Below are 25,821 nucleotides of genomic sequence, written 5' to 3'. Positions count from 1 at the left end.
GCAGCGTTTACGAACTCTGCCGCCGGATGTCTTCAATCAAATGCGAGCGCCTTCGTGAAAACGTGGGGATACCTCAGCCTCAGTCCCCCTTTTTTAAAGGGGGAGGTAAAGCAGAGCCTTTTCCGTTCACCCTTTTCCGTTCACCCTTCACCCTTCACCCTTCACCGTTGCCGCTATGCTCGCAGCATGAACAACCGCATCCTGCTTCTGCACGGCATCTGGAACGCAAAATCATGGCTGGCACCGCTGGCCCGGCGGCTGCGTGCCGAAGGTTTCGAGGTCGATGTATTCGGCTATCCCAGCGTCTTTGGCGGGCCCGAGATCGCCATCGCTCGCCTTACCGAGCAGTTATCCGTATCGGAACCGATCAATCTGGTGGGGCACAGCCTCGGCGGGTTGATCGGGCTGGAGGCGCTGCGGCGCAAGCCTGATCTGCCTGTGCCGCGCATGGTCTGCATCGGCTCGCCGTTATGCGGCAGTGAGGCCGCGCGCCGCCTGAGCCGCCATTCTCCCTTGTTGGGACGCAGCGCAGGCCTGCTGCAGCAAGGCTGCGAACCCTGGCGAGGCCGAACCGAGGTCGGCATGGTGGCCGGCACTGTTGCCAGGGGAATGGGGCGGTTGTTCGTCCGTTTCGACGGTGAATCCGATGGCACGGTGGCGGTTGCTGAAACCCGATTGCCCGGCCTGGCGGACCACTGCACGGTCGCCGCGAGCCATACAGGACTGGTGTTCTCGGCTGATGCCGCGCAGCAGGCAGCGCATTTCTTAAGGGCAGGCCACTTCCAGACGGCGTAGGGCGTCCGCGCCCCGATAGCTCCGCAGCGCGCGCGATCAAGAACGCGCCGCAGCGCGTCCGGATGGCGAACCGGCGGGATTCAACCACCGCTACCTGCAGTGGCTCCCGCCCGCAGGGCGCTCCCAAGGCGTCAGCGCTATAATTCGCGGCTTCACCAACGCAGCATCCGGAATGCCCATGGGTCGTGGACCGTCTATCGAAGCCCGCAAGAACGCTACCGACGCCAAGCGCGGCAAGATCTTCACCAAGATCATTCGCGAGATCGGCGTGGCCGCGCGTGCTGGCGGAGGCGATCCCGCCAACAACCCGCGTTTGCGCACCGCGATGGATAAGGGCTTGTCCGCCAACATGTCCAAGGACGTGATCGAGCGGGCGATCAAGAAAGCGACCGGCGAGCTGGAAGGCGTTGTATACGAGGAAGTCCGCTATGAGGGCTATGCCCCCGGTGGGGTTGCGGTCATCGTCGACTGCCTCACCGACAATCGCGTCCGTACGGTGGCCGATGTCCGGCATGCCTTTAGCAAGTGCGGCGGCAATATGGGCACGGAAGGCTCGGTGGCTTTCATGTTCAAGCGACTGGGCGTGCTCAGTTACGCACCGGGCGCGGACGAAGGCAGGATCACCGACGCCGCCATCGAAGCGGGTGCCGATGATGTGGTGGTCTATTCGGATGACGGTTCCATCGACGTAGTGACCGCACCGGAGAATTTCCAGATCGTGAAGGACGCCATGGAAGCCGCGGGCCTGACCGCCGACGAGGCGGAAGTGACCATGCGCGCCGACAACGATATCGCCGTCGAAGGCGACACCGCCAAGCAGGTCGTCAAGCTGCTGGAAATGCTGGAAGACCTGGACGATGTGCAGAGTGTTTATTCGAATGCCGAGTTGAAAGCGGACGCCTACGCGTGAAGCCGCTTGCGATGCTCGCTGTGAAGAGTGGATCCGGTCGCTACGCGACCTGTGAATAGAAGCGCTAATGACCTTCTTCTTCACTCTTTGCAGTGCACGCAGTGCGCGACGTCACCCGGCGCGCAGCGGCCGGATTGAGCTCCCATGACCCGCATCCTCGGCATCGACCCGGGTTCCCAGCGTACCGGCGTCGGCATCATCGATATCGATGCGGCGGGCAAGACAACGCACGTCTTTCATGCGCCGCTGGTATTGGTGGGCGCGGATGATTTTCCGCAACGCCTCAAGCGTCTGCTGGATGGGCTGGGCGAGATCATCGAGACTTGGAAGCCGCAGGAAGTGGCCATCGAAAAAGTCTTCATGGCGCGCAACCCGGATTCGGCGTTGAAGCTGGGCCAGGCACGCGGCGCGGCGATTTGCGCGGTGGTGTTGCGCGATCTGCCGGTGCACGAATACGCAGCCAAGGAAGTGAAGTTGGCGGTAGTGGGCCGCGGCGGCGCGGAAAAGACACAGATTCAACATATGGTCGGCATCATGCTGGGATTGCAGGGCAAGTTGCAGGCCGACGCGGCCGATGCCCTGGCGATCGCCATCACTCATGCGCACGTGCGCGCCACCGCCAATCGGATCGGCATCGACGTGCGCGCTGCCTGGAGCAGGAAATGATCAAGGCTGGGAATCGGGAACCGGGAAACGGGAATGGGAAAGAGCGAGAAGAGCGTAAAGCTTGGCTTCTAGCCCATTCTCTATTCCCCGTTTTCAACAGCCGGATGGCTGGTCTTCCCCATTCCCGCGTCCAAAGGGCGCACCCATGATCGGCCGTCTGCGCGGCATCGTGGCTTACAAATCGCCGCCCTGGCTGGTCATCGATGTGGGCGGCGTGGGTTATGAACTGGAAGCGCCGATGAGCACTTTCTATGATCTGCCCGAGGTCGGCCGTGAGGTGACGCTGTTCACCCACTATGCGCAGAAGGAAGACAGCGTCTCGCTGTATGGTTTCCTGCGCGAGAACGAGCGCAGGTTGTTCCGCGACGTGCAGAAAGTCAGCGGTATCGGCGCGAAGATCGCGCTGGCCGTGCTGTCCGGCGTCAGCGTCGACGAGTTCGCGCGGCTTGTGCAGACCAGCGACGTGACGGCACTGACCCGCATTCCCGGGATCGGCAAGAAGACCGCCGAGCGCATGGTGGTGGAATTGCGCGACCGGGCCGCCAACCTGGGCGGCGGGCCTCCTGGCTCTTCGCCGTTGCCGCAGGATCCGCAATCGGAAGCCGTCAGCGCCCTGCAACAGCTGGGCTACAAGCCCGCCGACGCTGTGCGCATGGCGCGCGAGGCCACCGCCAACGGTGACGATGTCGCCACCATCATCCGCAAGGCTTTGCAGTCGGCGCTTCGTTGAAACGAGCCGGGGCCTGTTAACACTTATGGAGTATGTCGCGTTGTTTCCCAATGGTCGCCAGGTGGTGTTGCGCAGCGCCGCGCCTTGCTGGTGGCCAGGTCAAGCTGCGCGGCGCCGCATGGTGGCCATTGGGAAACAACCCGAAGGGCCGGGCCTGTGGACGTGCGTGGCGGCGTCATCACTCGGTTGCGTATCGACATACGCGCCCTCGTTCTTCCTTGCCCCGCACGCCCACAGGCCCGGCGCGGCATACTCCATAAGTATTAACAGGCCCTCGAGCCCTCTCTCGGAAAACCAGCGTTAGCCTTTCTCAACCATGTCCAAAACATCCTCTTCTAATACGAATGCGGGCCAACCCGGCGTTCACGGTCATGGCGGCGGCAACGTGGGGCTGGCGGGACTGGTCGTCGGTGCGGTCGGCGTCGTTTTCGGCGACATCGGCACCAGTCCGCTTTACACCATCAAGGAAGCGTTCTCCGGCCACTACGGACTGGTGGCAGATCACGACACGGTGCTTGGCGTACTGTCGCTGGTGTTCTGGGCCCTGATGATCGTGGTGACGCTGAAGTACGTCACCATCATCATGCGCGCGGACAACGAAGGCGAGGGCGGCATCATGGCCTTGATGGCGCTGGCGCAGCGCACGCTGCGCAAAGGGTCGTGGTCGGCGTACGCGGTCGGGATACTGGGTATCTTCGGCGGCTCGTTGTTCTTCGGCGACAGCGTCATCACGCCCGCCATTTCGGTGCTTTCGGCGGTTGAGGGCCTGGAAATCGCGGCCCCGCAGTTGCACAACTGGATCGTCCCGATCGCGGTGCTGGTGCTGCTGGCGCTGTTCGCCACGCAGCGCTTCGGCACCGAGAAAGTAGGGCGCGTGTTCGGTCCGGTCACTGTCGTGTGGTTTCTGTCGCTGTCGGCGATCGGCATCCTCAACATCGGTCACAACCCGGAAGTGCTGCATGCGGTGAACCCGATCTGGGCGGTGCGTTTTTTCGGCACCCATGGCGCGCATTCGATCTTCATTCTCGGCGCAGTGGTGCTGGCGGTGACGGGCGGCGAAGCGCTGTACGCGGACATGGGCCATTTCGGCACCCGGCCGATCCGCTATGGCTGGTATTTCCTGGTGCTGCCGTCGCTGATGCTGAATTATCTGGGGCAGGGCGCGTTGGTGCTGGAAGACCCATCGGCGGTCAAGAATCCGTTCTACATCGGTGTGCCGGAATGGGCACGCTACCCAATGATCGCGCTGGCGACCGCCGCTACGGTTATCGCGTCGCAGGCGGTGATCACCGGTACATTCTCGGTGGCGCGGCAGGCCATGCAGTTGGGTTATCTGCCGCGGATGGCGATCAAGCACACGTCGCACGAAACCATCGGCCAGATCTATATTCCCAGCATCAACTGGTTGTTGGTGGGCGCGGTGATCGCACTGGTGTTGGTGTTCCGCAGTTCCACCGCATTGGCATCGGCCTACGGTGTCACCGTGTCGGGCACGATGCTGATCGACACCATGCTGCTGGCGTTGGTAGCGCGCGCGACCTGGCTGAAGGCGCGCGCCTGGGTGGTGCCGCTGTGCGTGGTGTTCTTCGTCATTGACGTATCGTTCTTGATCGCCAACGGCATCAAGTTCCTGGATGGCGCGTGGGTGCCCGTGGCGCTCGCGATCCTTGTGTTCACGCTGCTGCGTACTTGGCGGCGCGGGCGCGAGCTGCTGAGCGCCGAGATCCGCAAGGAAGGCATTCAGTTGGATACCTTCCTGCCCGGACTGATGCTGGCACCGCCGGTGCGGGTACAGGGCACGGCGGTGTTCCTGACCGCTCAGACCGGAGTGGTGCCGCATGCGATGCTGCACAACCTCAAGCACAACAAGGTACTGCACGAACGCAACGTGTTCCTCACCGTGGAAACGCTGACGGTGCCTTATTCGCACAAGCGTTTGAAGATCGATGAGATCGGTGATGGGTTCTATCGCGTGATATTGCGTTTCGGCTTCATGGAAACGCCGGATGTTCCGATGGGGCTGATGCGCAGTTGCGACAACGGTGGCATTTACTTCGATCCCATGGACACCACGTATTTCGCCAGCCGCGAAACCGTAGTGGCTTCGGCGCGACGAGGGATGCCAATCTGGCGCGACAAGCTGTTCGCGCTGATGCACCGTAATGCTGCACCCGCCACGGGCTTTTTCCGCATTCCTGGCAACCGGCTAGTCGAGCTGGGTTCGCAGGTCGAGATCTGAGCAATCCAGTCACGTAGAGCGGAGCTTGCTCCGCTGCTTTGTCTCAAAGCAAAAGCAAATCCACCGTAAGCCCCTTTGCAGAGGGGGCAAAAGCGGGATGCTTTACTTGCTCACCGCTCACCGAACTACGTCAGCGCCGCAAAACGCTCCACGATCGCGGCGGTACCCGTGACGAGAAGCGTATCGCCGGGTTCGACGATGGTGTCGGCCTTGGCATAGGTCAGGTCGGCACGGGTCCGTTTGACCGCAATGACGGTCACGCCATATTTGCTGCGCAACGCGGATTCGCTGAGCGTCTTGCCCCAGCTTTCCTGTGGCGCGCCCGTTTTCGCGATGGCGAAACCATCATCGAATTCCATGAAGTCGGTCATCTTGCCGGTAACCAGGTGTGCGACGCGCTCGCCCATCGCCGCTTCCGGATACACCACATGATGCGCACCGGTGCGCTCCAGTATCCGGCCATGCTTGGTGGTAGTGGCCTTGGCCCAGATGTCGCGGACGCCGAGTTCCTCCAGCGCCAGCACGGTGAGCACGCTGGCTTCGATATCGGAGCCAATGCCGACCACGGCGCGCGTGAAATCCTTGACGCCCAGTTGGCGTAGTACATCGCTGTCGGTGGAGTCGGCTTGAACCACGTGTGTCAGTTCATCCGACCATCGCTGGACTATCTCAGGGTTCTCATCGATACCCAGTACCTCATGGCCCAGACGGATGAGCGAAGTCGCGACCGCGGCCCCGAACCGCCCCAGACCGATGACGACGACACTGTCAGCGGGAATGGATTGTTGTTTAGCCAACGATGGGGCGCTCCTCTGGATAACGGTAAGCCGGCGTCTTGCTGCGCAGGGCCAGCGCGGTGGCCACAGTGATCGTACCGACACGGCCCACGAACATCAGGGTGATCAAAATCCATTGTCCCATGGGAGGCAGGCCGGGGGTAATGCCGGTCGATAGTCCGACCGTGGCGAAGGCCGAGATGGTTTCGAACATCACGACCTCCAACGGCAGGTCGGTCACGCTCAACATCAGCAATGTTGCCACCGCCAGGACGCCGACACCCAGCAGCACCACGGTGAGTGCCAAGCGCTGGGTTTCGGCGGAGATGCGTCGCCGGAAAGCCGTGGTGTCCAGGCTGCCGCGTACTTCGGTCCAGACGACGAAGCCCAGCACGAAGAAAGTAGTGACCTTGATGCCGCCGGCCGTGCCCGCGCTACCGCCGCCGATGAACATCAAGACGTAGTTCACCGCCAGCGTTTCGGTACTCATGCCGCCTATATTGATGCTGTTGAAGCCGGCGGTGCGGGCAGACACCGATTGGAATAACGCCCCCAGCAGCTTTCCGCCCGCATCCAGCGAGCCCAGCGTGGCGGGATTGCTGTATTCGTAAAGCAGGATGGCCAGAGTGCCGCTCACGATCAGGATGCCGCTGCCCAGCAAGGTGATCTTGGTATGGATCGACCAGCGCGCCCATTGCCCGGGTTCGCGCTTCAGTTCCAGCAACACGGGGAAACCCAGGCCGCCGATGATGATCGCCAACATGATCGGCACGACGATCAGCGGATCGGCGACGAAGCCCATCAGATTGTCGGAATAAGTCGAAAAACCGGCGTTATTGAACGACGAGATGGAATGGAATAAGCCATTCCACAGTGCCGTGCCCCAGGGTTCCCCATACCCGTAACGCAAGCGGAGGACCAGCACGATAGCGACCAGTGCTTCCACGCTTAGCGTCACCAGCAGGATCAGCTTCAGTACCGCCGCCACATCGCCCAACCCCAGGCTGCGGGTTTCAGCCTGCGCGATCAGACGCGTGCCCAGCCGCAGGCGCCGCATGACCAACAAGCCCAGCAAGGTGGCGCCAGTCATGATGCCGAAGCCGCCGATATGGCAGAGCGCCAGGATCACCGCTTGCCCGAATATCGACCAATAGACCGGCGTATCAACGACGGTCAGGCCCGTGACGCAGACCGCGGAGGTCGAAGTGAAGATCGCGGTCAGGAACGGCGCCGAGCCTTCGCCCGCCCGAGAGACCGGCAGCATCAACAGCACAGTCCCCAAAAGCATGGTGCCGAGGAACGCCAATGGAATCAGCCGCGCCGGGTGTTGGATTCCACGTCGTAGCAAACAATGTCTCCCGGGTGGGGAATAGGCGGGAACGGCGCGGATTGTGCCATGGGCGACGGGCGCATAGACCTGTCTGGAGCCGATCTTGAGGAAAGATGAAGGCAATCGCGCGCCTCTCGCGCATTGCGTCCCTCATAATGGCGTCATGACCGAAGACCGCATCATCGCCTCCCGGGCCACCCGCGAGGACGAGGCCATCGAAGCCAGCATCCGTCCCAAGCGACTGGACGAATACCTGGGACAGCAACCCGTCCGCGAGCAATTGTCGATCTACATCGAAGCGGCCAAAGGGCGCGGCGAAGCGCTGGACCACGTGCTGATCTTCGGGCCGCCGGGGTTGGGCAAGACCACGTTGAGCCACGTTATCGCCAATGAACTGGGGGTCAACCTGCGGGTCACCTCGGGCCCGGTGATCGAAAAAGCCGGCGACCTGGCCGCGCTGCTGACCAACCTGCAGCCGCATGACGTGCTGTTCGTGGATGAGATCCACCGGTTGTCGCCGGTGGTGGAAGAAGTGCTGTACCCAGCCATGGAAGATTTCCAGATCGACATCATGATCGGCGAGGGCCCCGCCGCGCGCTCGATCAAGCTCGATCTGCCGCCGTTCACGCTGATTGGCGCCACCACCCGCGCCGGTTTGCTCACCGCGCCGCTTCGCGATCGCTTCGGCATCGTCCAGCGGCTGGCGTTCTACACGCCGGAAGAATTGACCAAGATCGTCCGCCGCTCAGCAAAAATCCTGGGTATCGACTGCGTGCCAGAGGGTGCGGCGGAAATCGCGCGCCGGGCGCGCGGCACGCCCCGCATCGCCAACCGGCTGCTGCGCCGGGTGCGCGACTTTGCGCAAGTCAGGGCGCAAGGACGCATCGACCTGGACGTGGCGCAAGCCGCCATGCAGATGCTCAAGGTGGATCCGGAGGGCTTCGACGAGCTGGATCGCCGGATGCTGCGCACGATCGTCGACAGCTTCGACGGCGGCCCGGTGGGCGTGGAATCGCTGGCTGCCGCGCTGTCGGAAGAGCGCGGCACTCTGGAAGACGTCATCGAACCCTACCTGATCCAGCAAGGTTTCCTCATCCGCACCGCGCGTGGCCGCATGGCGACGTCGAAGGCCTACCGCCATTTGGGACTGAAGCCGAAAGGGCGTGAGAGCTTGTTTGATGAGGAAGAAGCGGGAATAGGGAACGGGGAATAGGAAATGGAAAATCGCCGCTTTGCTCCTGCCCGGACGCGAAACGCTGAAATGAAAGCCCGCGCACGCCGCCATTCCCGGTTCTCCATTCCCCATTGGCGGCTTCACTAACCTGTGTTCAGCATACCGACAAGGGTCTATTGGGAAGATACCGACGCGGGTGGCGTGGTCTATCACGCGCAGTATGTCGCCTTCCTCGAACGCGCTCGGACCGAATGGTTGCGTGCCGGCGGTCACGGACAGGAACTTCTGCGCCAGGATCACGATCTGGTGTTCGCCGTACGCGCCATGCGCCTGGATTTCCTGCGCCCGGCGCGGTTGGACGATCTGCTGCGAGTGACGGCCGGTCTGCAACAATGCAAGCGCGCCAGTGTGGTGTTCGCCCAAACCATCCTGCGCGGCGACGAGATACTGTTGAGCGCGGAGGTGAAGGTGGCCGCACTTAGTGCATCAGCGTTCAAACCCAAACCGCTACCCGATGCGTTATACGAATCGTTCAAACAGCAAGAAATGCCCCCGCAGCCATAACCTGCACCCCGACAAGCACGCTCAAGCAACAAGCCTGCCCAAGCCCCATTTGATATCGAGGAACAACGGATGATCGCAACGCTCCTGGCCTTTCAGGACACCGTGGTGGAAGCCCTGCCGGAAGAAGCCGTCGGCGCCGCCGCCGAAGCTACCGCCACAACGGTCCACAGCGGCATCAACTATATCGACCTGATGATCAAGGCCAGCGTGCCGGTCAAACTGGTGGTGCTGCTGCTGTTGGTCGGTTCGCTGATCAGTTGGGTCATCATTTTCCGCAAGGCGCGCATCTTCAACGCCGCCAACCGCCACGCCGACGATTTTGAAAGCCGCTTCTGGTCCGGCGCCGAACTGAACAAGCTCTATGCCGGGACCGCGGACCGCAACCGGGTGGTCAACGGGCTGGAAGCCATCTTCGAGGCCGGTTTCCGCGAGTTCGCCCGTTTGCGCGACAAGCGAAAGCTCGATGGCCGCGCGCAGTTGGAAGGCGCACAGCGAGCCATGCGTGCCACCTACGCGCGCGAAGTCGACCAGCTGGAGCGCAATCTGGAATTGCTGGCCAACATCGGTTCCACCGCGCCTTATGTGGGCCTGGTCGGCACCGTGTTCGGCATCATGGTGACCATGCACGACATGCTCAACAGCGGCGAACAAGCCGGCATTGCCGCGGTCGCGCCGGGCATCTCCGAAGCCTTGTTCGCCACGGCCATCGGCTTGTTCGTCGCCATTCCGGCGGTGTGGGCCTACAACCGCTTCACAAACCGCGTCGAGCGGTTGTCGGTGCGCTACGAGACCTTCGCCGAAGAATTCAGTTCCATCCTGCAACGCCAATCGTCGGCCGACGAATAAGCGGAGTTCGCCATGACCGCCGCCATTGCCCGCCACCGTAAACGCCGCAAGCTCAAGTCCGAGATCAACGTCGTTCCGTACATCGACGTGATGCTGGTGCTGCTGATCATCTTCATGGTGACCGCGCCGCTGTTGACGCTGAGCGTCGACGTCGACCTGCCCGATTCCAGCGCCCGCGCGGTGGAAAGCAAGAAGGACCCGGTGATCGTCGCCGTCGACTCCGAGGGCCGCTACACGCTGACCCTGCAGAACGGCAAACCGGAACCGATCGATGGAGTAAGCCTGCAAGCCAAACTGCGGGCTTTCGTCGAGCAGAACCCCGATGTGCCCGTTTTCGTCGCCGCTCCAGGAGCGTCCGACTACCAGCGGGTGATGGATACCATGGTCATGCTGCAGCAGGCCAAGGTGAAGAAGATCGGCTTGATGAGCCAGCCGGGTGGCAATGCACGCTGACGCCGCCTACCGCCATCGCCCACAGGACAACAATAAAGATCTGTGGGTCTCCGTCGCCCTCGCGGTGGGCGTGCATGTACTGGTAGCACTGCTGTTCGTGCTGGCTTGGCTGTGGTCGCCGACGCGCAGCTTCGAACCTGCGGCGGGCTCGCCGGTGGTCGAAGCATCGCTGGTGATTTCGAGCGCCGATATCCGGGCCGCCGAGCAGGCCATGCAGGACGCACCCAAACCCGAACCGCTGCCGGAACCTGTTCAGGAAGTAGCGGAAGAGGACACCGTGCCGCCTCCACAGCCAATCCCCGAGCCTAGTCCGCAGGATTCGCCGGTGCCCCAGCAGCAACAGGCGCAGGAGCGCATTCCGGTGCCGGATACCGAGGATCAGGAAGCGGCGAGCCGCTTGGCGATCTCGCAGGAAAAAGCGCTCAAGGAGCAGGAAGAGAAGCGGCGCCAAGAGCAGATCGACCTGACAGAGCGCCAGCGCCAGGAAGAAGCCGAGCGCAAGCAGCGCCTGGCCAAGCAACAGGAAGAGACGGACCGCCAGACGAAGCTGGAAGAAATCCGTCGCAAACGCGCCCAGGCCGCACGCGAGGCGCAATTGGCCGAACAGCGCCTGCAGCAGATCACCAATGCCCGCAATCGTCAGACTGCCGCGGCGAGTACTCCGGCCGCCACCAGCGCCACCGGCAGCCCGCCGCCAGGGCAGGGCGGAACCGCCAACGATCTGCTGGCCAAATACCAGGCTGCGTTGCAGCAGGCGATCACCGACAAATGGACTCGGCCCGATTCGGTTCCGCTGGGCACCCGCTGCCGTATCGTCATCCGCCAGATTCCCGGTGGCGAGGTCATCGAGGCCCAGGTGCAGCCCGGCTGTCCCTTCGACGAAATGGGCAAGCGTTCGATAGAAGCGGCGGTGCTGAAAGCCCAGCCGCTGCCCTACAGCGGCTTCGAGTCGGTATTCAACCGGACCCTGATCCTCAATTTCGAAGCGCAGGACCGTTAGGCCTGCGCCAGTGCCACATGCTCCACCAGTGGTTACAGCCCTTATTTCACGTCCGCTTTAGCGCAATGCCGTTCACAATTGCGAAAGCATTCACGCGCAAGCTGCTATCCCTTCCCGTTTATCCAACACGGATCTGACCCTTGCCCATGAAAAGATCGCTGCACTGGCTTGCCGTACTAACCCTGTTGCTGCTGCCGATGCTGGCGTCCGCGCAGCAGCGCGGCCTGGAAATCGACATCATCGGCGGCAACGCCTCGGCCCTGCCGATCACCATCGTCCCGATGCCCTACCAGGGTTCCGCGGCCGCGCCGCAGACCGACGTCGCCGCGGTGGTCCGAGCCGACCTGGAGCGCTCCGGCGCCTTCCGCGCCTTGCCGGAAGCCAGCATCGTCGAACGACCAACCCGGGGCAGCGAAATCCAATACCCCACCTGGCGCGCGCTTCGACAGGACTTCATTGTCGTCGGCCGGGTCGTCGACGGTGGTGAGGGCGGCTATCGCGTTGAGTACGAATTGTTCGATGTCGCGAAGCAGGAACGCCTGCTCGGTCTGGCGATGACGGCGCGCGCCAACGCCATGCGTGATGTGGCGCATCAGATCGCCGACGCCATCTACGAAAAAATCCTGGGTGTCCGCGGCGCTTTCTGGACCCGCATCGCCTATGTCACCGCCAGCGGCAGCGGCCGTAACATGCGCTACGCGTTGATGGTCGCCGATTCGGATGGCTACAGCCCGCAGGTCATCGTGCGCTCGGCCGAGCCGCTGCTGTCGCCGGCTTGGAGCCCCGACGGCCGCAAGTTGGCCTACGTCAGTTTCGAAGGTGGCAACTCGGCCATCTTTATCCAGGACATCGCGACGGGTGCACGTCAAAAGGTATCCAGCTTCCGCGGCATCAATGGCGCGCCATCGTTCTCGCCCGACGGCAGCAAGCTGGCGCTGACGCTCTCGCGCAGCGGCAATCCGGAAATCTATGTCATGGACATCGGCAGCCGTCAGCTCCGCCAGCTGACCAACCAGTCCAGCATCGACACCGAACCGACCTGGAGCGCTGATGGCAGCAGCATCTACTTCACCTCGGACCGCGGTGGCCGGCCGCAAATCTATCAGGTGCCTGCCAGCGGTGGTTCGGCCTCGCGGGTGACGTTCGAAGGCAGCTACAACGCAACCGCCACCGTGTCCTACGACAGCAAGAAAATCGCAGTGGCGCAGGGTAGTGGCAATACGTACCGGATCGCGATGATGGACAGCAGCCTGGGTTCGCCGCGCTGGTCCTCGCTGTCGCCGGGGTCATTGGATGAGTCTCCCAGCTTCGCGCCAAATGCCAGCATGGTGCTGTACGCGGCACGCGAAGGTGGACGCGGCGTTCTGTACGCCGTGTCCGCCGATGCCCGGGTCCGGCAGCGATTGGTATTGGCCGATGGCGACGTTCGTGAGCCGGCGTGGTCGCCTTATAGGACACAACGTTAAGTTTCCGTCTAGAATGTCGCGCCTGTAACCCCCCGCACAACTAAGGAATGACCATGAACAACACTGCCCGTATCTTGATGCTGTCCCTGATGTCCGTGGCCGTCCTGGCCGGTTGCAAAAAGGCCGTCAAGCCCGAAGCGCCGACCGACACCACCACCACCACGCCAACCACCCCGACCGGTCCCACCACGGCCGGCGCCTATGGTCCGGAAGACCTCGACACCGACGCTTGCCTGCGTCAGCGCGTTGTCTACTTCGACCTGGATCAGGACACCCTGAAGCCGGAATTCCAGGCCATCATGGGTTGCCACGCCAAGTACCTGCGTGACCGTCCGTCTTCGCGCATCACGCTGGAAGGCCACGCCGACGAGCGCGGCAGCCGCGAATACAACCTGGGCCTGGGCGAGCGCCGCGGCAATGGCGTGTCTTCCGCGCTGCAGGCCAACGGCGGTTCGGCCAGCCAGCTGACCGTGGTCAGCTACGGTGAAGAGCGTCCGGTTTGCACCCAGTCCGACGAATCGTGCTGGTCGCAGAACCGTCGCGTCGAAATCGTCTACACCGCCAAGTAATCCGTCATCGCTCTGATGATCTTCAAGAAGTACATGCTGGTAATCGCGGCGGCCCTCGTGGCCGCCGCACCCGCCCACGCACAGCGCCAGAGCCTGGCCGACCGCGTGGCCGCACTCGAAGCCAAGGCCAACAACCCCCAGGCAAACCTGGATTTGTTGAACCGGATCGAGCAACAGCAGACGGAACTGCGCGAACTGCGTTCACAGCTGGAACAGCTGCAGAACGAAAACGAACAACTGAAACAGCGCAATCGCGATCAGTACCTTGACCTGGACGGCCGCTTGGAGCGTCTGGAAAGTGGTGCCCCGGGTGTTACACCTCCGGTGTCGCCGCCAGTTGCCGGCGCGAATGCTTCAGCTCCGGCTGCGGCGCCGATTTCGGCGGCCCCGGCAGTCGCCGAGCCTGCACCCACCGTGCACGGCGATGTCGGAGCGATGGCCTCTGCGGGCGACGAACGCGCTGCCTACAACGCTGCATTCGATCAGCTGAAAGCAGGAAAGTACGCCGATTCCGCTGAGCTGTTCACCAGCTTCCTGACGCTGTATCCCAACGGCGTTTATGCGCCGAATGCTTTGTATTGGCTGGGCGAGAGCTACTACGTCACCCAGAACTATCAGATGGCGGCACAGCAGTTCCGCGCCTTGATCGATCGCTACCCCACCCACGAAAAGGCTGCGGGCGCTTTGCTCAAGCTGGGTCTGTCGGAGTTCGGTCTGGGCAAGATGGACGAGGCAGAACGCATCCTGGCCGATGTGGTTGCTCGTTACCCCGGCAGCGACGTCGCCAATATCGCCAGCGGCCATCTCAGGTCAATGCAACTCGGCCGCTTGCGCTAGACCACGCGTCCAACGTTTTTGAGAGCGGCCTCTGGCCTGTGTAGATCGGGGTTTGCTCTGTAGGAGCAGCGTCCCGCCGCGAGCTCGTCCCATAACACCTGCATTCTCGCCGAAAAGGCCGCGCCGAGACGGCGCTCCTACGTTGCGCTGTCGCTTGTTGGCTTGAATCTGCAATCGGCCATATCGCCGGCCAAGCCTCATAATACGTACGTCATGAACGTCGCCGTCCGCGAAACCCCCGCTGCAGCCCAGGAACGCCTGAAGCTGACTGAAATCTTCCTTTCGCTGCAGGGCGAAGCGAATACGGTCGGCTGGCCCACGGTATTCGTGCGCCTGACAGGTTGCCCACTGCGTTGCCAGTACTGCGACACCGAATACGCGTTCTATGGCGGCCAGTGGTGGGACATCGATGCGATTCTCGCGGAAGTGGCCAAACACGGTGTACGCCATGTCTGCGTCACCGGTGGTGAGCCCCTGTCGCAGAAGCGTTGCCTGATCCTTTTGAAAAAGCTTTGTGACGCCGGCTATGACGTATCGCTAGAAACTTCTGGCGCCATCGACATCGCCGAGGTCGATCCGCGTGTGTCCCGCGTGGTCGATCTGAAGACACCAGGATCGAAGGAAATGGCCCGCAACCGGCTGGAGAATCTGCCGCTGCTGACCGCGCGCGATCAGGTGAAATTCGTACTTTGCGGCCGGGCCGACTACGAATGGGCGCGCGACATGCTGTCCGAACACCGCCTGCCTGAACGCTGCGACGTCCTGTTCTCACCCAGCAAATCCGAACTGGACCCCCGCGATCTAGCCGACTGGATCGTGCAGGATCGCCTGCCGGTGCGTTTCCAGATGCAGCTGCATAAGTTGCTTTGGAATGACGAACCCGGGCGGTGAGCCAGGAGCGGGAAGCAGTGACCAGCAAGCGGCAAAGGCTCTTGCTTTTACCTCCCCTTTTTAAAGGGGGAATGAGGGGGATTTGCTTTTGATCTTAGAGGCAACAGCAACGGCAAATCCCCCGTAGCCCCTTTTAAAAGGGGGCAAAAGCCGCATGGTCTCCTTTTCACCTTTCCCTTCCCCTTTTCGCACTCCCCATGAAAAAAGCCGTCGTCCTTCTCTCTGGTGGCATGGATTCCGCCGTCGTCGTCGCCATTGCCCGCGAACAAGGCTTCGCCGTGCACGCGTTGAGCGTGCGCTACGGCCAGCGCCACACGTCCGAGTTGGAGGCTGCCGAACGCGTGGCGAAATCGCTGGGAGCCGTCGCACACAAGACCGTGCATGTGGACCTGCGCAGCATCGGCGGTTCGGCACTGACCGACGATATCGAAGTGCCGGAAGCCGGCGGCGCCGGAATCCCGGTGACCTATGTGCCTGCGCGCAACACCATCATGCTGTCGGTGGCGCTAGGCTGGGCAGAGGTATTGGGTTCGGCGGACATCTTCTGCGGCGTCAACGCGGTGGACTATTCGGGGTACCCGGATTGCCGCCCCGAGTTCATTGAAGCTTTCGAGAAGCTGGCGAATCTGGCCACCAAGGCCGGCGTGGAAGGCGCGGGTTTGCGGATCCACGCGCCGCTGCTGAAGCTCAGCAAGGCCGATATCGTGCGCGAGGGTGTCAGATTGGGCGTGGATTTCGCGCAAACCGTGTCGTGCTACCGCGCCGACGATCAGGGTCGTGCCTGTGGCCATTGCGACGCCTGCCAACTGCGGGCAGCCGGATTCGCGGATGCCGGCGTCGCCGATCCCACCCGCTACCTCTGATGGCGATGGCCTCCCGGCCCTGGCGTTCGCCAGATTCAGCCGCCGATTTCGCAGTCAGCGTCTCCTAGGTTAGAATGCACGCCCCGGCGCAAAGTCGGGACGCTAATGTGGGTCGTTAGCTCAGTCGGTAGAGCAGAAGACTTTTAATCTTTTGGTCGAAGGTTCGAATCCTTCACGACCCACCAATCACGTCAACGACTTACGTCGTTTCAGGTGCGCCAGAACGGGCCGCTCCTGAAAATTCAGCCCTTTCCGCTGGTTTGGAAACTGGGGTCTGGAAACAGGGGGCAGAGTGCCGCTCTGACTCCTGTTTTCCCCCTGTTGATGATCAGTTGATAGGTGCCCAATGTTGTCGATGGTCAGCTAGGGTTTGGCCAATATCCACTGTAGAGCTGCATCTCCCCCGGCGCTGAACGACGACCAATCGGGGTCGATTCGCTGATCGGGGAATACAGCGTCAGTCTCTGAGCCCGGTTGAAATCTGTACCTGAGCATCGAACAAGAGACATGCAGCTTTGAGAGTGGAAGCGTAAACATATGGTTCTCTTGGTATCCGTTGGGGCGCGCGCCCGTGGGCTCACCAACCAGGATTGCTTCTGTCTCTCTTTGAAAATCGGTGATGTTGGTCATGCCAGCTGAGAATGCGCCGCGGCCGGTAATCACGAAAAGGTATCCAGCACGATTCAATGCGGGCATGAATATCAGCTTGTAGATGAGGTATTCCCTCCCCTTGGTGAAGTTTCCACCTTGGTTCCAGCGCATGTCGATTATCAGGCGTCTTACTGGATGCCTTCCGATGTATTCCCAAAGCCGTGCGGACTGCGTCTCCAGGTCTTGGTAGGAGCGGAAATTCACATAAACCGTTTTCGAGTCAGCCAGGTAAGTAAACCAAAGCGCATCCTCCGGGTGCTGAAAGGGCAGTGGCACCGGTTCGATAGCCACTTCCCCTGAGTTACTGGCTCCTGCAGGACGAGGCCGAATCCGCAGCTTGAAGCGACGACCAGAATCATCCTCAAACGTGAAATCCGCGGAGCCCGGAGCCGCAATCACGCCCAAGGCGGCTAGCGGCTCGACGCTCATGAGCTGCTTTGCGCTGCTGTCCAGCACATACCACTGATTCTCAGCTTGCGGGACAAACTGTTGAATTCTCTTCCGGGCTTCCGCAATGGATACGGATCCGATCGAGACAATCCGGGCTCCCAGTGCTTCCCGGTATTCCGGAGCCGCACGGATTACTCGCAGCTCGTTGCCAAACCAAAAGACCTCCAGCGGAAATCTCCCATACAAGCCCGATGTGTCCAGAAATGTATGCCCGTCGCCAATGAGGGCCGCCAAGTGCTGCAATCCAGCGACCACTTCGTAGTCTTTCATCGAGGGGATCCGCTGGTGCAGGTTGGATACCGCCTGGTCGAATTCAGTCTTGCTGATGAAGTGAAAAGGATCTCGGTGTTTCGTCGTGATCTCGTTGGCGAAAAACTCGAGATCCTGTCGCCACTGTTCGGTAGTCAAAGCCGGAAGCGAAGCTTCAGCATGAGCAAAGTTGCAAGCAAGAAGCAGGATGCAGAACAGTTTTTTCATGAGCACATCCTTCGGCTTGGACGGGTACTTCGCGCGAGAGTAGCTTGTAGATGTTCTGTCCGTCGGTGCTGGTGCTCGCCCGAGTGTTCGAAGACATCTGTTCCGACCCAGCGGTTCGGATCTATCGTTTTTGGATGCGCAAACCGCTCGAAGGGCTTAAATGGCAGCGCGTCCACGCGTTGACCTTAGGCGCAACCGCGTAACCGAGTCGCAGGTCGAGTCAAAAACCGCGTCAGGACACGTCAACAACCGTTTCAGGTGTGCCAGGACGGCCATCCCTGAAAACCGTCGCTGCTTTTGAAGGAACGGTGATGTGTGTTCAATGACAGCCGCCGGAAATCTGCCCTCCAACGCGTAGTTGCAGGACGGAAGGCTGGCCGACATCAAAGCGAACTGCCGCTGGCGCTCAATGCCTAACGGGTTTCGGTGATCGTGGTGACCTTGCCGTTAATGATCGTAATAGTGATGGTCTTGCCATCGCGGTAGTACTGCCAGCGCTGTCCCAGCGTGGCGCCATACTCGTTTTGGATTTGCTCGGTGGCATCCGGTTCGCCTGCGATCTGCTTGACCTTGGCGGCGCTGTCGCCGTCGGTCAACAGCTTGTCTCCGAATCGGATGGAGTCGGCGAAGGCGGGGAGGGCGAGCAGGGCTAGAACAATGGCCAGGGCTGTGGTGCGCATGGGTCTTCCTTCCTGTGGAAACTGCGTTGGAGTATAGCGATCTCGAAAGCCGTGCCAATAAGGGCGACGCATCTCAGGCGGTGCTCGTAGTAGGCGTCGGGGCGGTCGCCGAGGATCGCCCACCCGCCATGCTTTTTCCTCCTGGCTGCAGCCAATCCATGATCCGCTCGGGCCAATTCCGATGGGTGATCCGGTCGTGCCCTGTGGCTGCAACTCGGGCGGGGACTCGTCGGTGACGGCCCGAACGCAGTTGATTCCGAAGGGCTATGGGCTTACTCGGTACGATCGATGCAGCGGGAGTATCGAATAATTGACGCGGGTGACATCGCGGAGTCGCCGTTGCAAAGTTCCAGGCATGCACCGCGCGATCTGCACGCGATGCGTGGTGTTACGTCGGTGTGAAGTGTCTGCTGCATCGACGTCATGGCGGCTCCTGCAGGTCAATGCACGTAATTGAAGGCAACCACCGGTGTTACCGAGTGGGTGGTGTTGCGGCCACGGATCAGACGTGCGCCGAAGATGACGCCGAAGCGTGGGCTGAAGTTGTATTCCACCGCGGGGGCTAGGAACCAGGCTTCGCTGGAACCTGATTCGAAGGCCAGCGGAATCGGTGTGGGATCCTGTCCGCTGTCGCGGATCACGCCGCTGATCCGCGTGCTGTCGCTGTGGCGGTAGACCAAGTCCAGCGCCAGCACCCAGTTGCGGGTCCAGCTGTATTCCCATGCGGCGTTGACGTTCCAACTGTCGCCCGGACGGGCGTGGCCGCGGAAACCCTCCGGGGTGCCGTAAACGCTGATGTCGCGCAACCCTGCTTGGCGCGAGCGCGTGGCGCCGAGATTCAAGCGCATGCGCAGGATGCGGCCGTTCGGCATCCAGAAATAAGTCTGGCTATTGAGCTGGAGCAAGGTGCTGTGCGCACCGCCTCCGAAACCGTCGGCGCTGCCAAGCTCGAGCTGATCGTATTTGCCTGTTGGCAGCGTGTGCTGCAGCTGCAAGGAAACGGCAGGCAACCAGCTTCCTTCCCGGTATTGCCGCAGGCGGTACTGCAGCAGCACGCTGGAATCGGCGGCGCTGGGGCCGGCACTACGCATGCCGTCACCGCCCTTGTTGTACCCGAACACCGGCACCAGGCCGACCGTCAATGCGTCGGTGGCGCCATAGAGCATGAAGGTGAGCGACCCGTAGCTCTCCGCGTCGTCTGTGCTCACGACATAGAGATAGGGTTCGATCAGATAGTGGCCCTGCGGCAGGGTGACGGCGCTGTTGGCGATGATTGGCCCAGTCCACCAGGCATCATCCAAGGACTGGCGCGACGGCGCTTCCGTGGCGAGTGCGGGGAGGGCGACCGACAGCGATAGCACTGCCAGCAGCGAAGCGGAGTGGTGGCGGAATGGCGGCATCGTTCTGTCGGTGGCGGAACCGGCCCCAATTCTGGCGCCGCCGCCGCCGCTGTGGGAGCGGTCACGCGATTCCTGCTGACAGCGTGGTGGCAGCATCTTGATTCCCGGGCTGGTTGTGTGGAGGTCTTAAGCTGAGGGAATCCTGAGGGTGAGGCTGGCGGGGGACTATCCGGATCTTGCTGCGGAAAGCAGTCGCAGCATTGGTTCTTCTGCCGAGGACGAGGAACTCGAGTCTTCCCTATCCTCCGGATGCCAGGAATTGGGCATGTACTTCAGCTAATAACCAAACGGGGCGTCATTATTCGATTCGCGTGCCTGCCCGCACGCCGCGCTGTTTCAAACGGTGGAACGCACGGCCGTCGCCGGGTTGCCAGTAAGGCTGGTTATGCGACTAGGCTGTCGTATGGTTCATGGATTCGGCATTGCCGAATTGATCGGCAAACCGTTGGCGACGGCGGCGCGCTTTGGCTGCAGCCACATGCCGAATGCCGACAGGCTGATGAGGGCGGTCGTCGCGAGTTCGCCGCCATCTTCGATCAAGGTCAGCAAGGTCTGCGACGCATTCTTTGCCACCGTTCCGTGTACGGCATCCACGCCGGCACCGAAGAAGACCAGGATTCCGAAATAAGCCGTGAACACAAGATAGGGAAGCCAGTCGTCTTCTCCTCGGATCAAGCGTGCACCCGCGAACCAGAATGCCGCCGATAACAAACCCAGCGACGCGAACCCGATCACCTCACCAATCACTGGCGACAAACCGAACTCCGCTGTCAACATGGCGCCAATCGTTTCATGCGCCCCGAATGCATCATCGAGGAACGTCAGCAACAGGATCGCTGAGCAGGCATACCAATGCTGCTTGCGGCGCGTCCAGGCAAACATGGCGAACAGGGCGCACGCCGCGAGTTCCAGGCCATAACCGAAGGTTTCGGGAAAGCCTCCGTCGACGAAGGAAAATTGCAGGCGGTCGTAGAAAAAGCTGCTCGTCAGGTGGTGCTTCTCCACGTACGCATATCTGACGAAGCAGGCGGTCAGTATCCCGATGACACCAGCGGTGATTGCGACAGTCCATCGATGCACACGATCCGGAAGAATCAAGAAGTCCCGCGCGAGTCGAAAGCAGCGAGGAACCAGGTATGGGATCGAATAAGCTCGATAGCCCGTCGCGACATACATATGACCTCCTGGGGGAAGACCTGTCGTCCGAAGGCTCGGCGGCGGACACGTCATATAGATGTCATATATTGGTCAGACAATTAGAAAGTTTGCAATCGTTCCGCAGTAGGCTTTGCACGGAAGAAACCAAAGGGCCTTTTTTCTTCCGACGGTATTAACGTAGATGATGATGGTGTGAAGTTAATGCCGCGGCAGACGCAGAAAGTCGCCAGAGCCGAGTGGAAAGCGCTTCGGCTTAACGGGCAGGACGGTCCACGCGGCCTATGGAAGCGTGGCGCGAAAGTGGAAACACTCGATGCCGAAGCCCTCGCGAAAATAGAACCGATGGGCATGTTCCCGGGTGACGCGCGAGATCAGCTGGATTTCACTACAACCCAGAGCGCGCCCCTCCTCTTTGAGTTTGGACATGAGTTGCGCGCCGTAGCCACGTGACCGAACGCGCGCGTCCACGACGAGATCATCAACGTAGAGCAGACTGCCGCAATAGAGCATGTTCATGACTCTATAAGTGGCAACCGCGCGGGCTTCGCCTTCGTCGAGGAGCATCAGTAGCTTGAGCCCGTCACTCGCCATCAGGCTACGCATCAGGGGAACATATTGAATGCGCTCAAGGTGCGGACGGAGCTGCTGCATGACATCGAATGTCGCTGCAATTTCGTTGTCGGTCTCTGCGTAGGTGATGTTGATCGTCATCGATATTCAGCGCTCTTTATGAGTAAGCCGTCATGAGGCGCCATTTAGCCGCGAAGGGCGAAGTTGGTCCTCACGACCGGCGAGCATCCAGATTGTCGTCCGGGAAACTCATTTATCGGACCATACCGCTAGCTCATATCCATCCAGATCGTGGAAGTGGAACCGGCGGCCGCCCGGAAAGGTGAATATCGGTTGGGCGATCGAGCCGCCAGCGGCTTCGATTTGCCGAAATGTGGCTTCCAGCTCCGTCGAATAGATGACCACCAGCGCGCCGCCGGGACTGGGTTCGCCATGGGCGAAGCCGCCGGTCAGCCGACCATCACGGAATTCGCAGTAGTCAGGACCGTAATCTTGGAAAGTCCAGCCGAACGCTTGACCGTAGAACGCCTTGGCGGCGGCAATGGAGGCGACCTTGAACTCCACGTAGTCGATGCGATGGTGGTTTTCGATGTTGCTCATGCTGGGCTTCTTGGAAAGAGATGCGGCATAGTCTGACGGGAGAACGCTGAGCGAAGAAAGGTTCGCATCATGCGCGGACCATTGGCGTACCAGTGGCGGAATGAATAGGCGCCGCTGCTAACTGTTTGACCGTCAATGTAAACGTTTTCATAATGGCCTTCCTATTCTTTACCGCATCCCCGGGAGCTCCTCATGCCTCATCAGGACCGGATCCAAGGCCTGATTTCACGGATGACGCTGGAGGAGAAGATCGGCCAGTTGGGCGCCTTCGCCGATGCGCTGCGCCCTTTCGCATTTGAGGTGAATCCTGAAACCTTTGCCCGCGATGCCGAGCAGGTACGCGAGCAGATCCGTGCCGGCCGTGTGGGGGCTTTGTTCAACGGCGTGGGTGCGGCTGAAGGGCGCGAGGCTCAGCGCATTGCGGTGGAAGAAAGCCGCTTGGGTATTCCGCTGCTGCTGGGTGCCGACGTGATCCACGGCATGCGGACGGTGTTCCCGATCCCGTTGGGCGAGGCGGCGAGTTTCGAACCGGACCTGGCCGAACGCACCGCCCGCGCCACCGCCGTCGAAGCCACCGCGGCGGGTATTCACTGGACCTTTGCGCCGATGGTCGATGTGGCCCGCGACCAGCGCTGGGGCCGAGTGGCTGAGACTTCCGGCGAAGACGTGCATCTGTCCAACCTCTTCGCAGCGGCTCGCGTGCGGGGATTCCAGGGCGAAGATCTGACCGCGCCGGATTCGCTGCTGGCGACGCCCAAACACTTCGCCGCCTACGGTGCGGTCGCGGCAGGGCTGGATTACAACCAAGTGGATATCTCGCCGCAAACGCTGCGCGAGGTGCACCTGCCGCCTTTCAAGGCCGCCATTGAAGCCGGCGCGTTGACGCTGATGAGCTCGTTCAATGACATCAATGGCGTACCGGCTTCGGCCAACCGCGAGTTGCTGACCGATCTCCTTCGCGGCGAATGGGGCTTCCGCGGTTTCGTGGTGTCCGATTACACCTCCGACTTCGAGTTGATCGCTCACGGTTTTGCCGAAGACGAAGCCGACGCAGCGAAGAAGGCGCTGGTTTCCGGTTTGGATATGAGCCTGCAGAGCGGCTTGTACGCCGCGCATATGGCCGATCTGGTGAAACGCGGCGACGTGCCCCTGGCAGTGGTGGACGAAGCGGTGCGACGGGTACTGACGGTCAAGGCCGCGATTGGCTTGTTCGAGGACCCGTACCGTTCACTGGATCCGCAGCGTGAGCAGGATACGTCGCATCTGGCGGCTCATGATGCGTTGGCGCGCGATTGTTCTCGCCGCTCCATCGTGTTGTTGAAGAATGACGGCGACGTACTGCCGTTGAAGAAGTCCGGTCAGCGCATCGCCTTGATCGGTCCGTTCGCAAGTGATCGCAGCAATCTTGGCGGCTGCTGGAACATCTTTGGCGACAAAGCGCGCGAGATCGATCTGGAGGCCGGCCTGCGCGCGGCCATGACCGATCCTGATTTATTGACGGTGGCCCAGGGCTGCGATTTCGAGGCACCCATGGAAGGCGGCATCGAAGCCGCAGTGGAAGCCGCGCGCCAGGCCGACGTGGTGCTGCTGGCAGTCGGCGAGCCTTCCGATTTCAGTGGCGAAGCGCAGTCGCGCACGCAGATCATCATCCCTCCCGCGCAGCAGGCATTGGCGGAAGCGGTCGCGGCGGCCGGCAAACCCGTAGTGGTGCTGTTGCGCAACGGCCGTGCATTGGCGCTGACCGGCGCCGTGCGCGATGCGCAAGCGATCCTGGTCACCTGGTTCCTGGGTACTCAGACTGGCCCCGCTGTAGCGGATGTCGTCTTTGGCGATTACAACCCCTCGGCGAAATTGCCGGTGAGCTTTCCGCAGGATACGGGGCAGCAACCGTTCTATTACAACCATCCCAGCACCGGCCGCCCCAACATCCCGGGTCAGCCGCGTTTTTTCCAGACCCGCTGGCGCGAGGTGACGCATGCGGCGCTGTTCCCGTTCGGCCATGGTCTGAGCTACACCCGATTCGAGTACAGCCGGCCTGCGCTCAGTGAAGAGAAGCTCGCATGGGACGGCACGCTGGCGCTGCGCGCCCGCATCACCAATACCGGCGATCGCGAAGGCGAGGAAGTCGTACAGCTGTACATCCGCGACCGTGTCGCCAGTCGCGTGCGGCCGGTGCGTGAGCTGAAGCGGTTCGAGAAAGTGGCGTTGGCCGCGGGCGAATCGCGTGAAGTGGTATTCACGCTTTCGCGCCAGGACTTCATTTTCCATGGAACAGACAACCAGCCGATTGCCGAACCCGGATGGTTCGACGCCTGGATAGCACCGTCGTCCGCGGTTGGCGAAGCGGTGTCGTTCGAACTGCTGGCGCCGTAGAGGCTGGCGCGCTTCATTTCATACTGGTAGAGCCGTCTCTTGGAAGAACATCGTTCGACTTCGCATTCCATTGGCCACGAAGCAAGCACCACGCCGGGAACCCGCGAACAACTATCCACGCGAGTAGCGTTTCTCATCGCTGGCTTGGCGGTGTCCGCTTGGGCACCGCTGATTCCGTACGCACGACAGCGGCTGCAGGTGGACGACGCACAGCTGGGTCTGTTGCTCTTGTGCCTGGGTATTGGCTCGGTAGCCGGAATGCCGTTGGCAGGCGGATTGGCGGCGCGCTTCGGTTGTCGCAGGGTGTTGTTGTGCACGGGCGCGATGTTCTGTCTTGCGCTGCCGTTTCTCGCCATTGCTCCCACTATGCTGGGAATGGCGTTGGCACTACTGATCTTCGGTGCGGGAATCGGCATTTTCGACGTCGTGATGAATATCCAGGCGGTGATCGTCGAGCGCTCCGCACGGCGCGCGATGATGTCCGGATTCCATGGAATGTATAGCGTTGGCGGCATTGCCGGTGCTGGTGGAGCATCGGCACTGATGGCGTTGGGCGCTTCGCCGCTGCTGGCCGCCGTGGTGGTGGCGTTTCTGGCGGTGGTGGCGCTGGTCGCCATCGCGAAGGCACTGCTGCCTTACGCGGCCGAAAGCGGTGCGCCGGCATTCGTGATGCCGCGTGGAAGCGTCCTGTTGATCGGCGCGATCTGCTTCGCGCTGTTCCTGGCCGAAGGCGCGGTGCTGGACTGGAGCGCGGTATTCCTGACAGCCGTCCGCAACGTCGATCCGGCCACGGCGGGATTCGGCTACGTCGCCTTCGCCGTCACGATGACGCTTGGACGCCTGACCGGCGATCGCGTCGTACACCGGTTGGGTGCGACGCGCGTGGTGTTGTTCGGCGCCCTTTTGGCCGCTTCAGGATTCCTGTTAGCGATTCTCGCGCCATCCTGGGCGTTGTCGATCGTCGGCTTCGGCTTGGTCGGTGCCGGCGCATCCAACGTGGTGCCGGTGATGTTTTCGGCCGCGGGCCGTCAACACGTCATGCCGACCCACCTCGCGGTCGCGGCGATCACCACGATGGGCTATGCCGGAGTCCTGCTGGGGCCTGCGTTGCTGGGCTTTGTCGCCAAAGCCACCACGCTGTCGTTTGCGCTGGGATTGCTGGCCGCGTTGTTGATGGCGGTCGCGATGACTGCGCGCCTGGTGACACGGTGATGGGCGCCTTGTAGAGCCGAGCTCGCTCGGCTGCTCTTCTGTTGGGTCATGCAGAAAATGCCAAAGCAGCGGAGCAAGCTCCGCTCTACCAGAAGCTCGCAGCGGATCTTTGAGGCATCGCCTTGTAGAGCCGAGCTCGCT

Annotated in this window: 25 protein-coding genes and 1 tRNA gene; 18 read left to right on the top strand and 8 right to left on the bottom strand. The window is 61.6% G+C overall.

The genetic code is table 11. The annotated features are described in order from the left end of the window. The first annotated feature begins 186 nt into the window (after nt 1-186). The 5 genes from AADW18_RS10400 to AADW18_RS10380 all read left to right on the top strand — a co-directional run bounded on the left by AADW18_RS10400 (nt 187) and on the right by AADW18_RS10380 (nt 5,340). Nucleotides 187-795 (top strand): alpha/beta fold hydrolase, encoded by a 609-nt coding sequence (locus AADW18_RS10400; RefSeq protein ID WP_337343289.1) that lies wholly within the window; start codon nt 187-189, stop codon nt 793-795. Between the two features lie 178 nt (nt 796-973). After that, nucleotides 974-1,705 carry a YebC/PmpR family DNA-binding transcriptional regulator gene (locus AADW18_RS10395; RefSeq protein ID WP_337343288.1) on the top strand — a complete coding sequence of 244 codons (732 nt, stop codon included), beginning with the start codon at nt 974-976 and terminating at the stop codon, nt 1,703-1,705. A 144-nt stretch (nt 1,706-1,849) separates the two neighbouring features. Then, nucleotides 1,850-2,371: a crossover junction endodeoxyribonuclease RuvC gene (ruvC, locus tag AADW18_RS10390; RefSeq protein WP_337343287.1), complete on the top strand. Its 522-nt coding sequence runs from the start codon at nt 1,850-1,852 to the stop codon at nt 2,369-2,371. 145 nt (nt 2,372-2,516) lie between these two features. Beyond that, entirely contained in the window at nt 2,517-3,101 is a 585-nt protein-coding gene (gene ruvA / locus AADW18_RS10385) for a Holliday junction branch migration protein RuvA (RefSeq protein ID WP_337343286.1), read from the top strand. Nucleotides 3,102-3,417: 316 nt separating this feature from the next. After that, nucleotides 3,418-5,340 (top strand): potassium transporter Kup, encoded by a 1,923-nt coding sequence (locus AADW18_RS10380; RefSeq protein ID WP_337343285.1) that lies wholly within the window; start codon nt 3,418-3,420, stop codon nt 5,338-5,340. Between the two features lie 125 nt (nt 5,341-5,465). Here AADW18_RS10380 and AADW18_RS10375 read toward each other — a convergent pair whose 3' ends face one another. Next, nucleotides 5,466-6,137, bottom strand: coding sequence for a TrkA family potassium uptake protein (locus tag AADW18_RS10375; RefSeq protein ID WP_337343284.1), 672 nt, complete (start codon nt 6,135-6,137; stop codon nt 5,466-5,468). Further along, nucleotides 6,130-7,404, bottom strand: coding sequence for a potassium transporter TrkG (locus AADW18_RS10370; RefSeq protein ID WP_337343283.1), 1,275 nt, complete (start codon nt 7,402-7,404; stop codon nt 6,130-6,132). Before AADW18_RS10370 ends, AADW18_RS10375 begins: the two co-directional genes overlap by 8 nt. Before the next feature lie 205 nt (nt 7,405-7,609). Here AADW18_RS10370 and ruvB point away from each other — a divergent pair, with 205 nt between their 5' ends. From ruvB to AADW18_RS10315, 11 genes are all read left to right on the top strand, one after another. Then, a complete protein-coding gene (ruvB, locus tag AADW18_RS10365; RefSeq protein ID WP_337343282.1) occupies nt 7,610-8,659 on the top strand; it encodes a Holliday junction branch migration DNA helicase RuvB in 1,050 nt (349 codons plus the stop codon). Nucleotides 8,660-8,770: 111 nt separating this feature from the next. Continuing rightward, a complete protein-coding gene (gene ybgC / locus AADW18_RS10360; RefSeq protein ID WP_337343281.1) occupies nt 8,771-9,184 on the top strand; it encodes a tol-pal system-associated acyl-CoA thioesterase in 414 nt (137 codons plus the stop codon). Between the two features lie 69 nt (nt 9,185-9,253). Further along, nucleotides 9,254-10,030 (top strand): protein TolQ, encoded by a 777-nt coding sequence (tolQ, locus tag AADW18_RS10355; RefSeq protein WP_337343280.1) that lies wholly within the window; start codon nt 9,254-9,256, stop codon nt 10,028-10,030. A gap of 12 nt (nt 10,031-10,042) precedes the next feature. Beyond that, on the top strand, nt 10,043-10,483 hold the full coding sequence (tolR, locus tag AADW18_RS10350; protein WP_337343279.1) for a protein TolR: 441 nt from the start codon (nt 10,043-10,045) through the stop codon (nt 10,481-10,483). Further along, the gene (tolA, locus tag AADW18_RS10345) at nt 10,473-11,483 is read left to right on the top strand and encodes a cell envelope integrity protein TolA (protein WP_337343278.1); all 1,011 of its coding nucleotides are present in this window, start codon (nt 10,473-10,475) and stop codon (nt 11,481-11,483) included. The genes tolR and tolA overlap by 11 nt, the downstream gene beginning before the upstream one ends. Nucleotides 11,484-11,629: 146 nt before the next feature. Continuing rightward, entirely contained in the window at nt 11,630-12,949 is a 1,320-nt protein-coding gene (gene tolB, locus AADW18_RS10340; RefSeq protein ID WP_337343277.1) for a Tol-Pal system beta propeller repeat protein TolB, read from the top strand. 53 nt (nt 12,950-13,002) lie between these two features. After that, entirely contained in the window at nt 13,003-13,518 is a 516-nt protein-coding gene (gene pal, locus AADW18_RS10335; RefSeq protein ID WP_337343276.1) for a peptidoglycan-associated lipoprotein Pal, read from the top strand. A 15-nt stretch (nt 13,519-13,533) separates the two neighbouring features. Continuing rightward, nucleotides 13,534-14,355 carry a tol-pal system protein YbgF gene (gene ybgF, locus AADW18_RS10330; RefSeq protein ID WP_337343275.1) on the top strand — a complete coding sequence of 274 codons (822 nt, stop codon included), beginning with the start codon at nt 13,534-13,536 and terminating at the stop codon, nt 14,353-14,355. A gap of 213 nt (nt 14,356-14,568) precedes the next feature. Continuing rightward, nucleotides 14,569-15,246, top strand: a complete 678-nt coding sequence (gene queE, locus AADW18_RS10325; protein ID WP_337343274.1) for a 7-carboxy-7-deazaguanine synthase QueE — start codon at nt 14,569-14,571, stop codon at nt 15,244-15,246. A gap of 197 nt (nt 15,247-15,443) precedes the next feature. Beyond that, a complete protein-coding gene (queC, locus tag AADW18_RS10320) occupies nt 15,444-16,109 on the top strand; it encodes a 7-cyano-7-deazaguanine synthase QueC (protein WP_337343273.1) in 666 nt (221 codons plus the stop codon). Nucleotides 16,110-16,218: 109 nt separating this feature from the next. Further along, a tRNA-Lys gene (locus tag AADW18_RS10315) sits at nt 16,219-16,294 on the top strand. Nucleotides 16,295-16,472: 178 nt separating this feature from the next. Here the strand turns inward: AADW18_RS10315 and AADW18_RS10310 are convergent. The 6 genes from AADW18_RS10310 to AADW18_RS10285 all read right to left on the bottom strand — a co-directional run bounded on the left by AADW18_RS10310 (nt 16,473) and on the right by AADW18_RS10285 (nt 22,095). Further along, nucleotides 16,473-17,687, bottom strand: a complete 1,215-nt coding sequence (locus AADW18_RS10310) for a hypothetical protein (protein ID WP_337343272.1) — start codon at nt 17,685-17,687, stop codon at nt 16,473-16,475. Nucleotides 17,688-18,100: 413 nt separating this feature from the next. Then, a complete protein-coding gene (locus tag AADW18_RS10305) occupies nt 18,101-18,367 on the bottom strand; it encodes a DUF2845 domain-containing protein (RefSeq protein ID WP_337343271.1) in 267 nt (88 codons plus the stop codon). Nucleotides 18,368-18,807: 440 nt separating this feature from the next. Next, nucleotides 18,808-19,863 carry a transporter gene (locus AADW18_RS10300; protein ID WP_337343270.1) on the bottom strand — a complete coding sequence of 352 codons (1,056 nt, stop codon included), beginning with the start codon at nt 19,861-19,863 and terminating at the stop codon, nt 18,808-18,810. A gap of 312 nt (nt 19,864-20,175) precedes the next feature. Continuing rightward, nucleotides 20,176-20,847: a hypothetical protein gene (locus AADW18_RS10295; protein ID WP_337343269.1), complete on the bottom strand. Its 672-nt coding sequence runs from the start codon at nt 20,845-20,847 to the stop codon at nt 20,176-20,178. A gap of 357 nt (nt 20,848-21,204) precedes the next feature. Further along, entirely contained in the window at nt 21,205-21,636 is a 432-nt protein-coding gene (locus AADW18_RS10290) for a GNAT family N-acetyltransferase (protein ID WP_337343268.1), read from the bottom strand. A gap of 108 nt (nt 21,637-21,744) precedes the next feature. Beyond that, nucleotides 21,745-22,095, bottom strand: a complete 351-nt coding sequence (locus tag AADW18_RS10285) for a VOC family protein (RefSeq protein ID WP_337343267.1) — start codon at nt 22,093-22,095, stop codon at nt 21,745-21,747. Nucleotides 22,096-22,287: 192 nt separating this feature from the next. Between AADW18_RS10285 and bglX the strand changes: the two genes are divergently transcribed. Together bglX and AADW18_RS10275 are read left to right on the top strand one after the other, a co-directional pair. After that, entirely contained in the window at nt 22,288-24,468 is a 2,181-nt protein-coding gene (bglX, locus tag AADW18_RS10280; protein ID WP_337343266.1) for a beta-glucosidase BglX, read from the top strand. Between the two features lie 69 nt (nt 24,469-24,537). Further along, a complete protein-coding gene (locus tag AADW18_RS10275; RefSeq protein WP_337343312.1) occupies nt 24,538-25,680 on the top strand; it encodes an MFS transporter in 1,143 nt (380 codons plus the stop codon). The last annotated feature ends 141 nt before the right edge of the window (nt 25,681-25,821 follow it).

The organism is Pseudoxanthomonas sp. CCNWLY206-1 (assembly GCF_039710385.1).
In the GTDB taxonomy this organism is placed as follows: Bacteria; Pseudomonadota; Gammaproteobacteria; order Xanthomonadales; family Xanthomonadaceae; genus Pseudoxanthomonas_A.
This window is presented reverse-complemented; position numbering and strand designations above follow the sequence as displayed.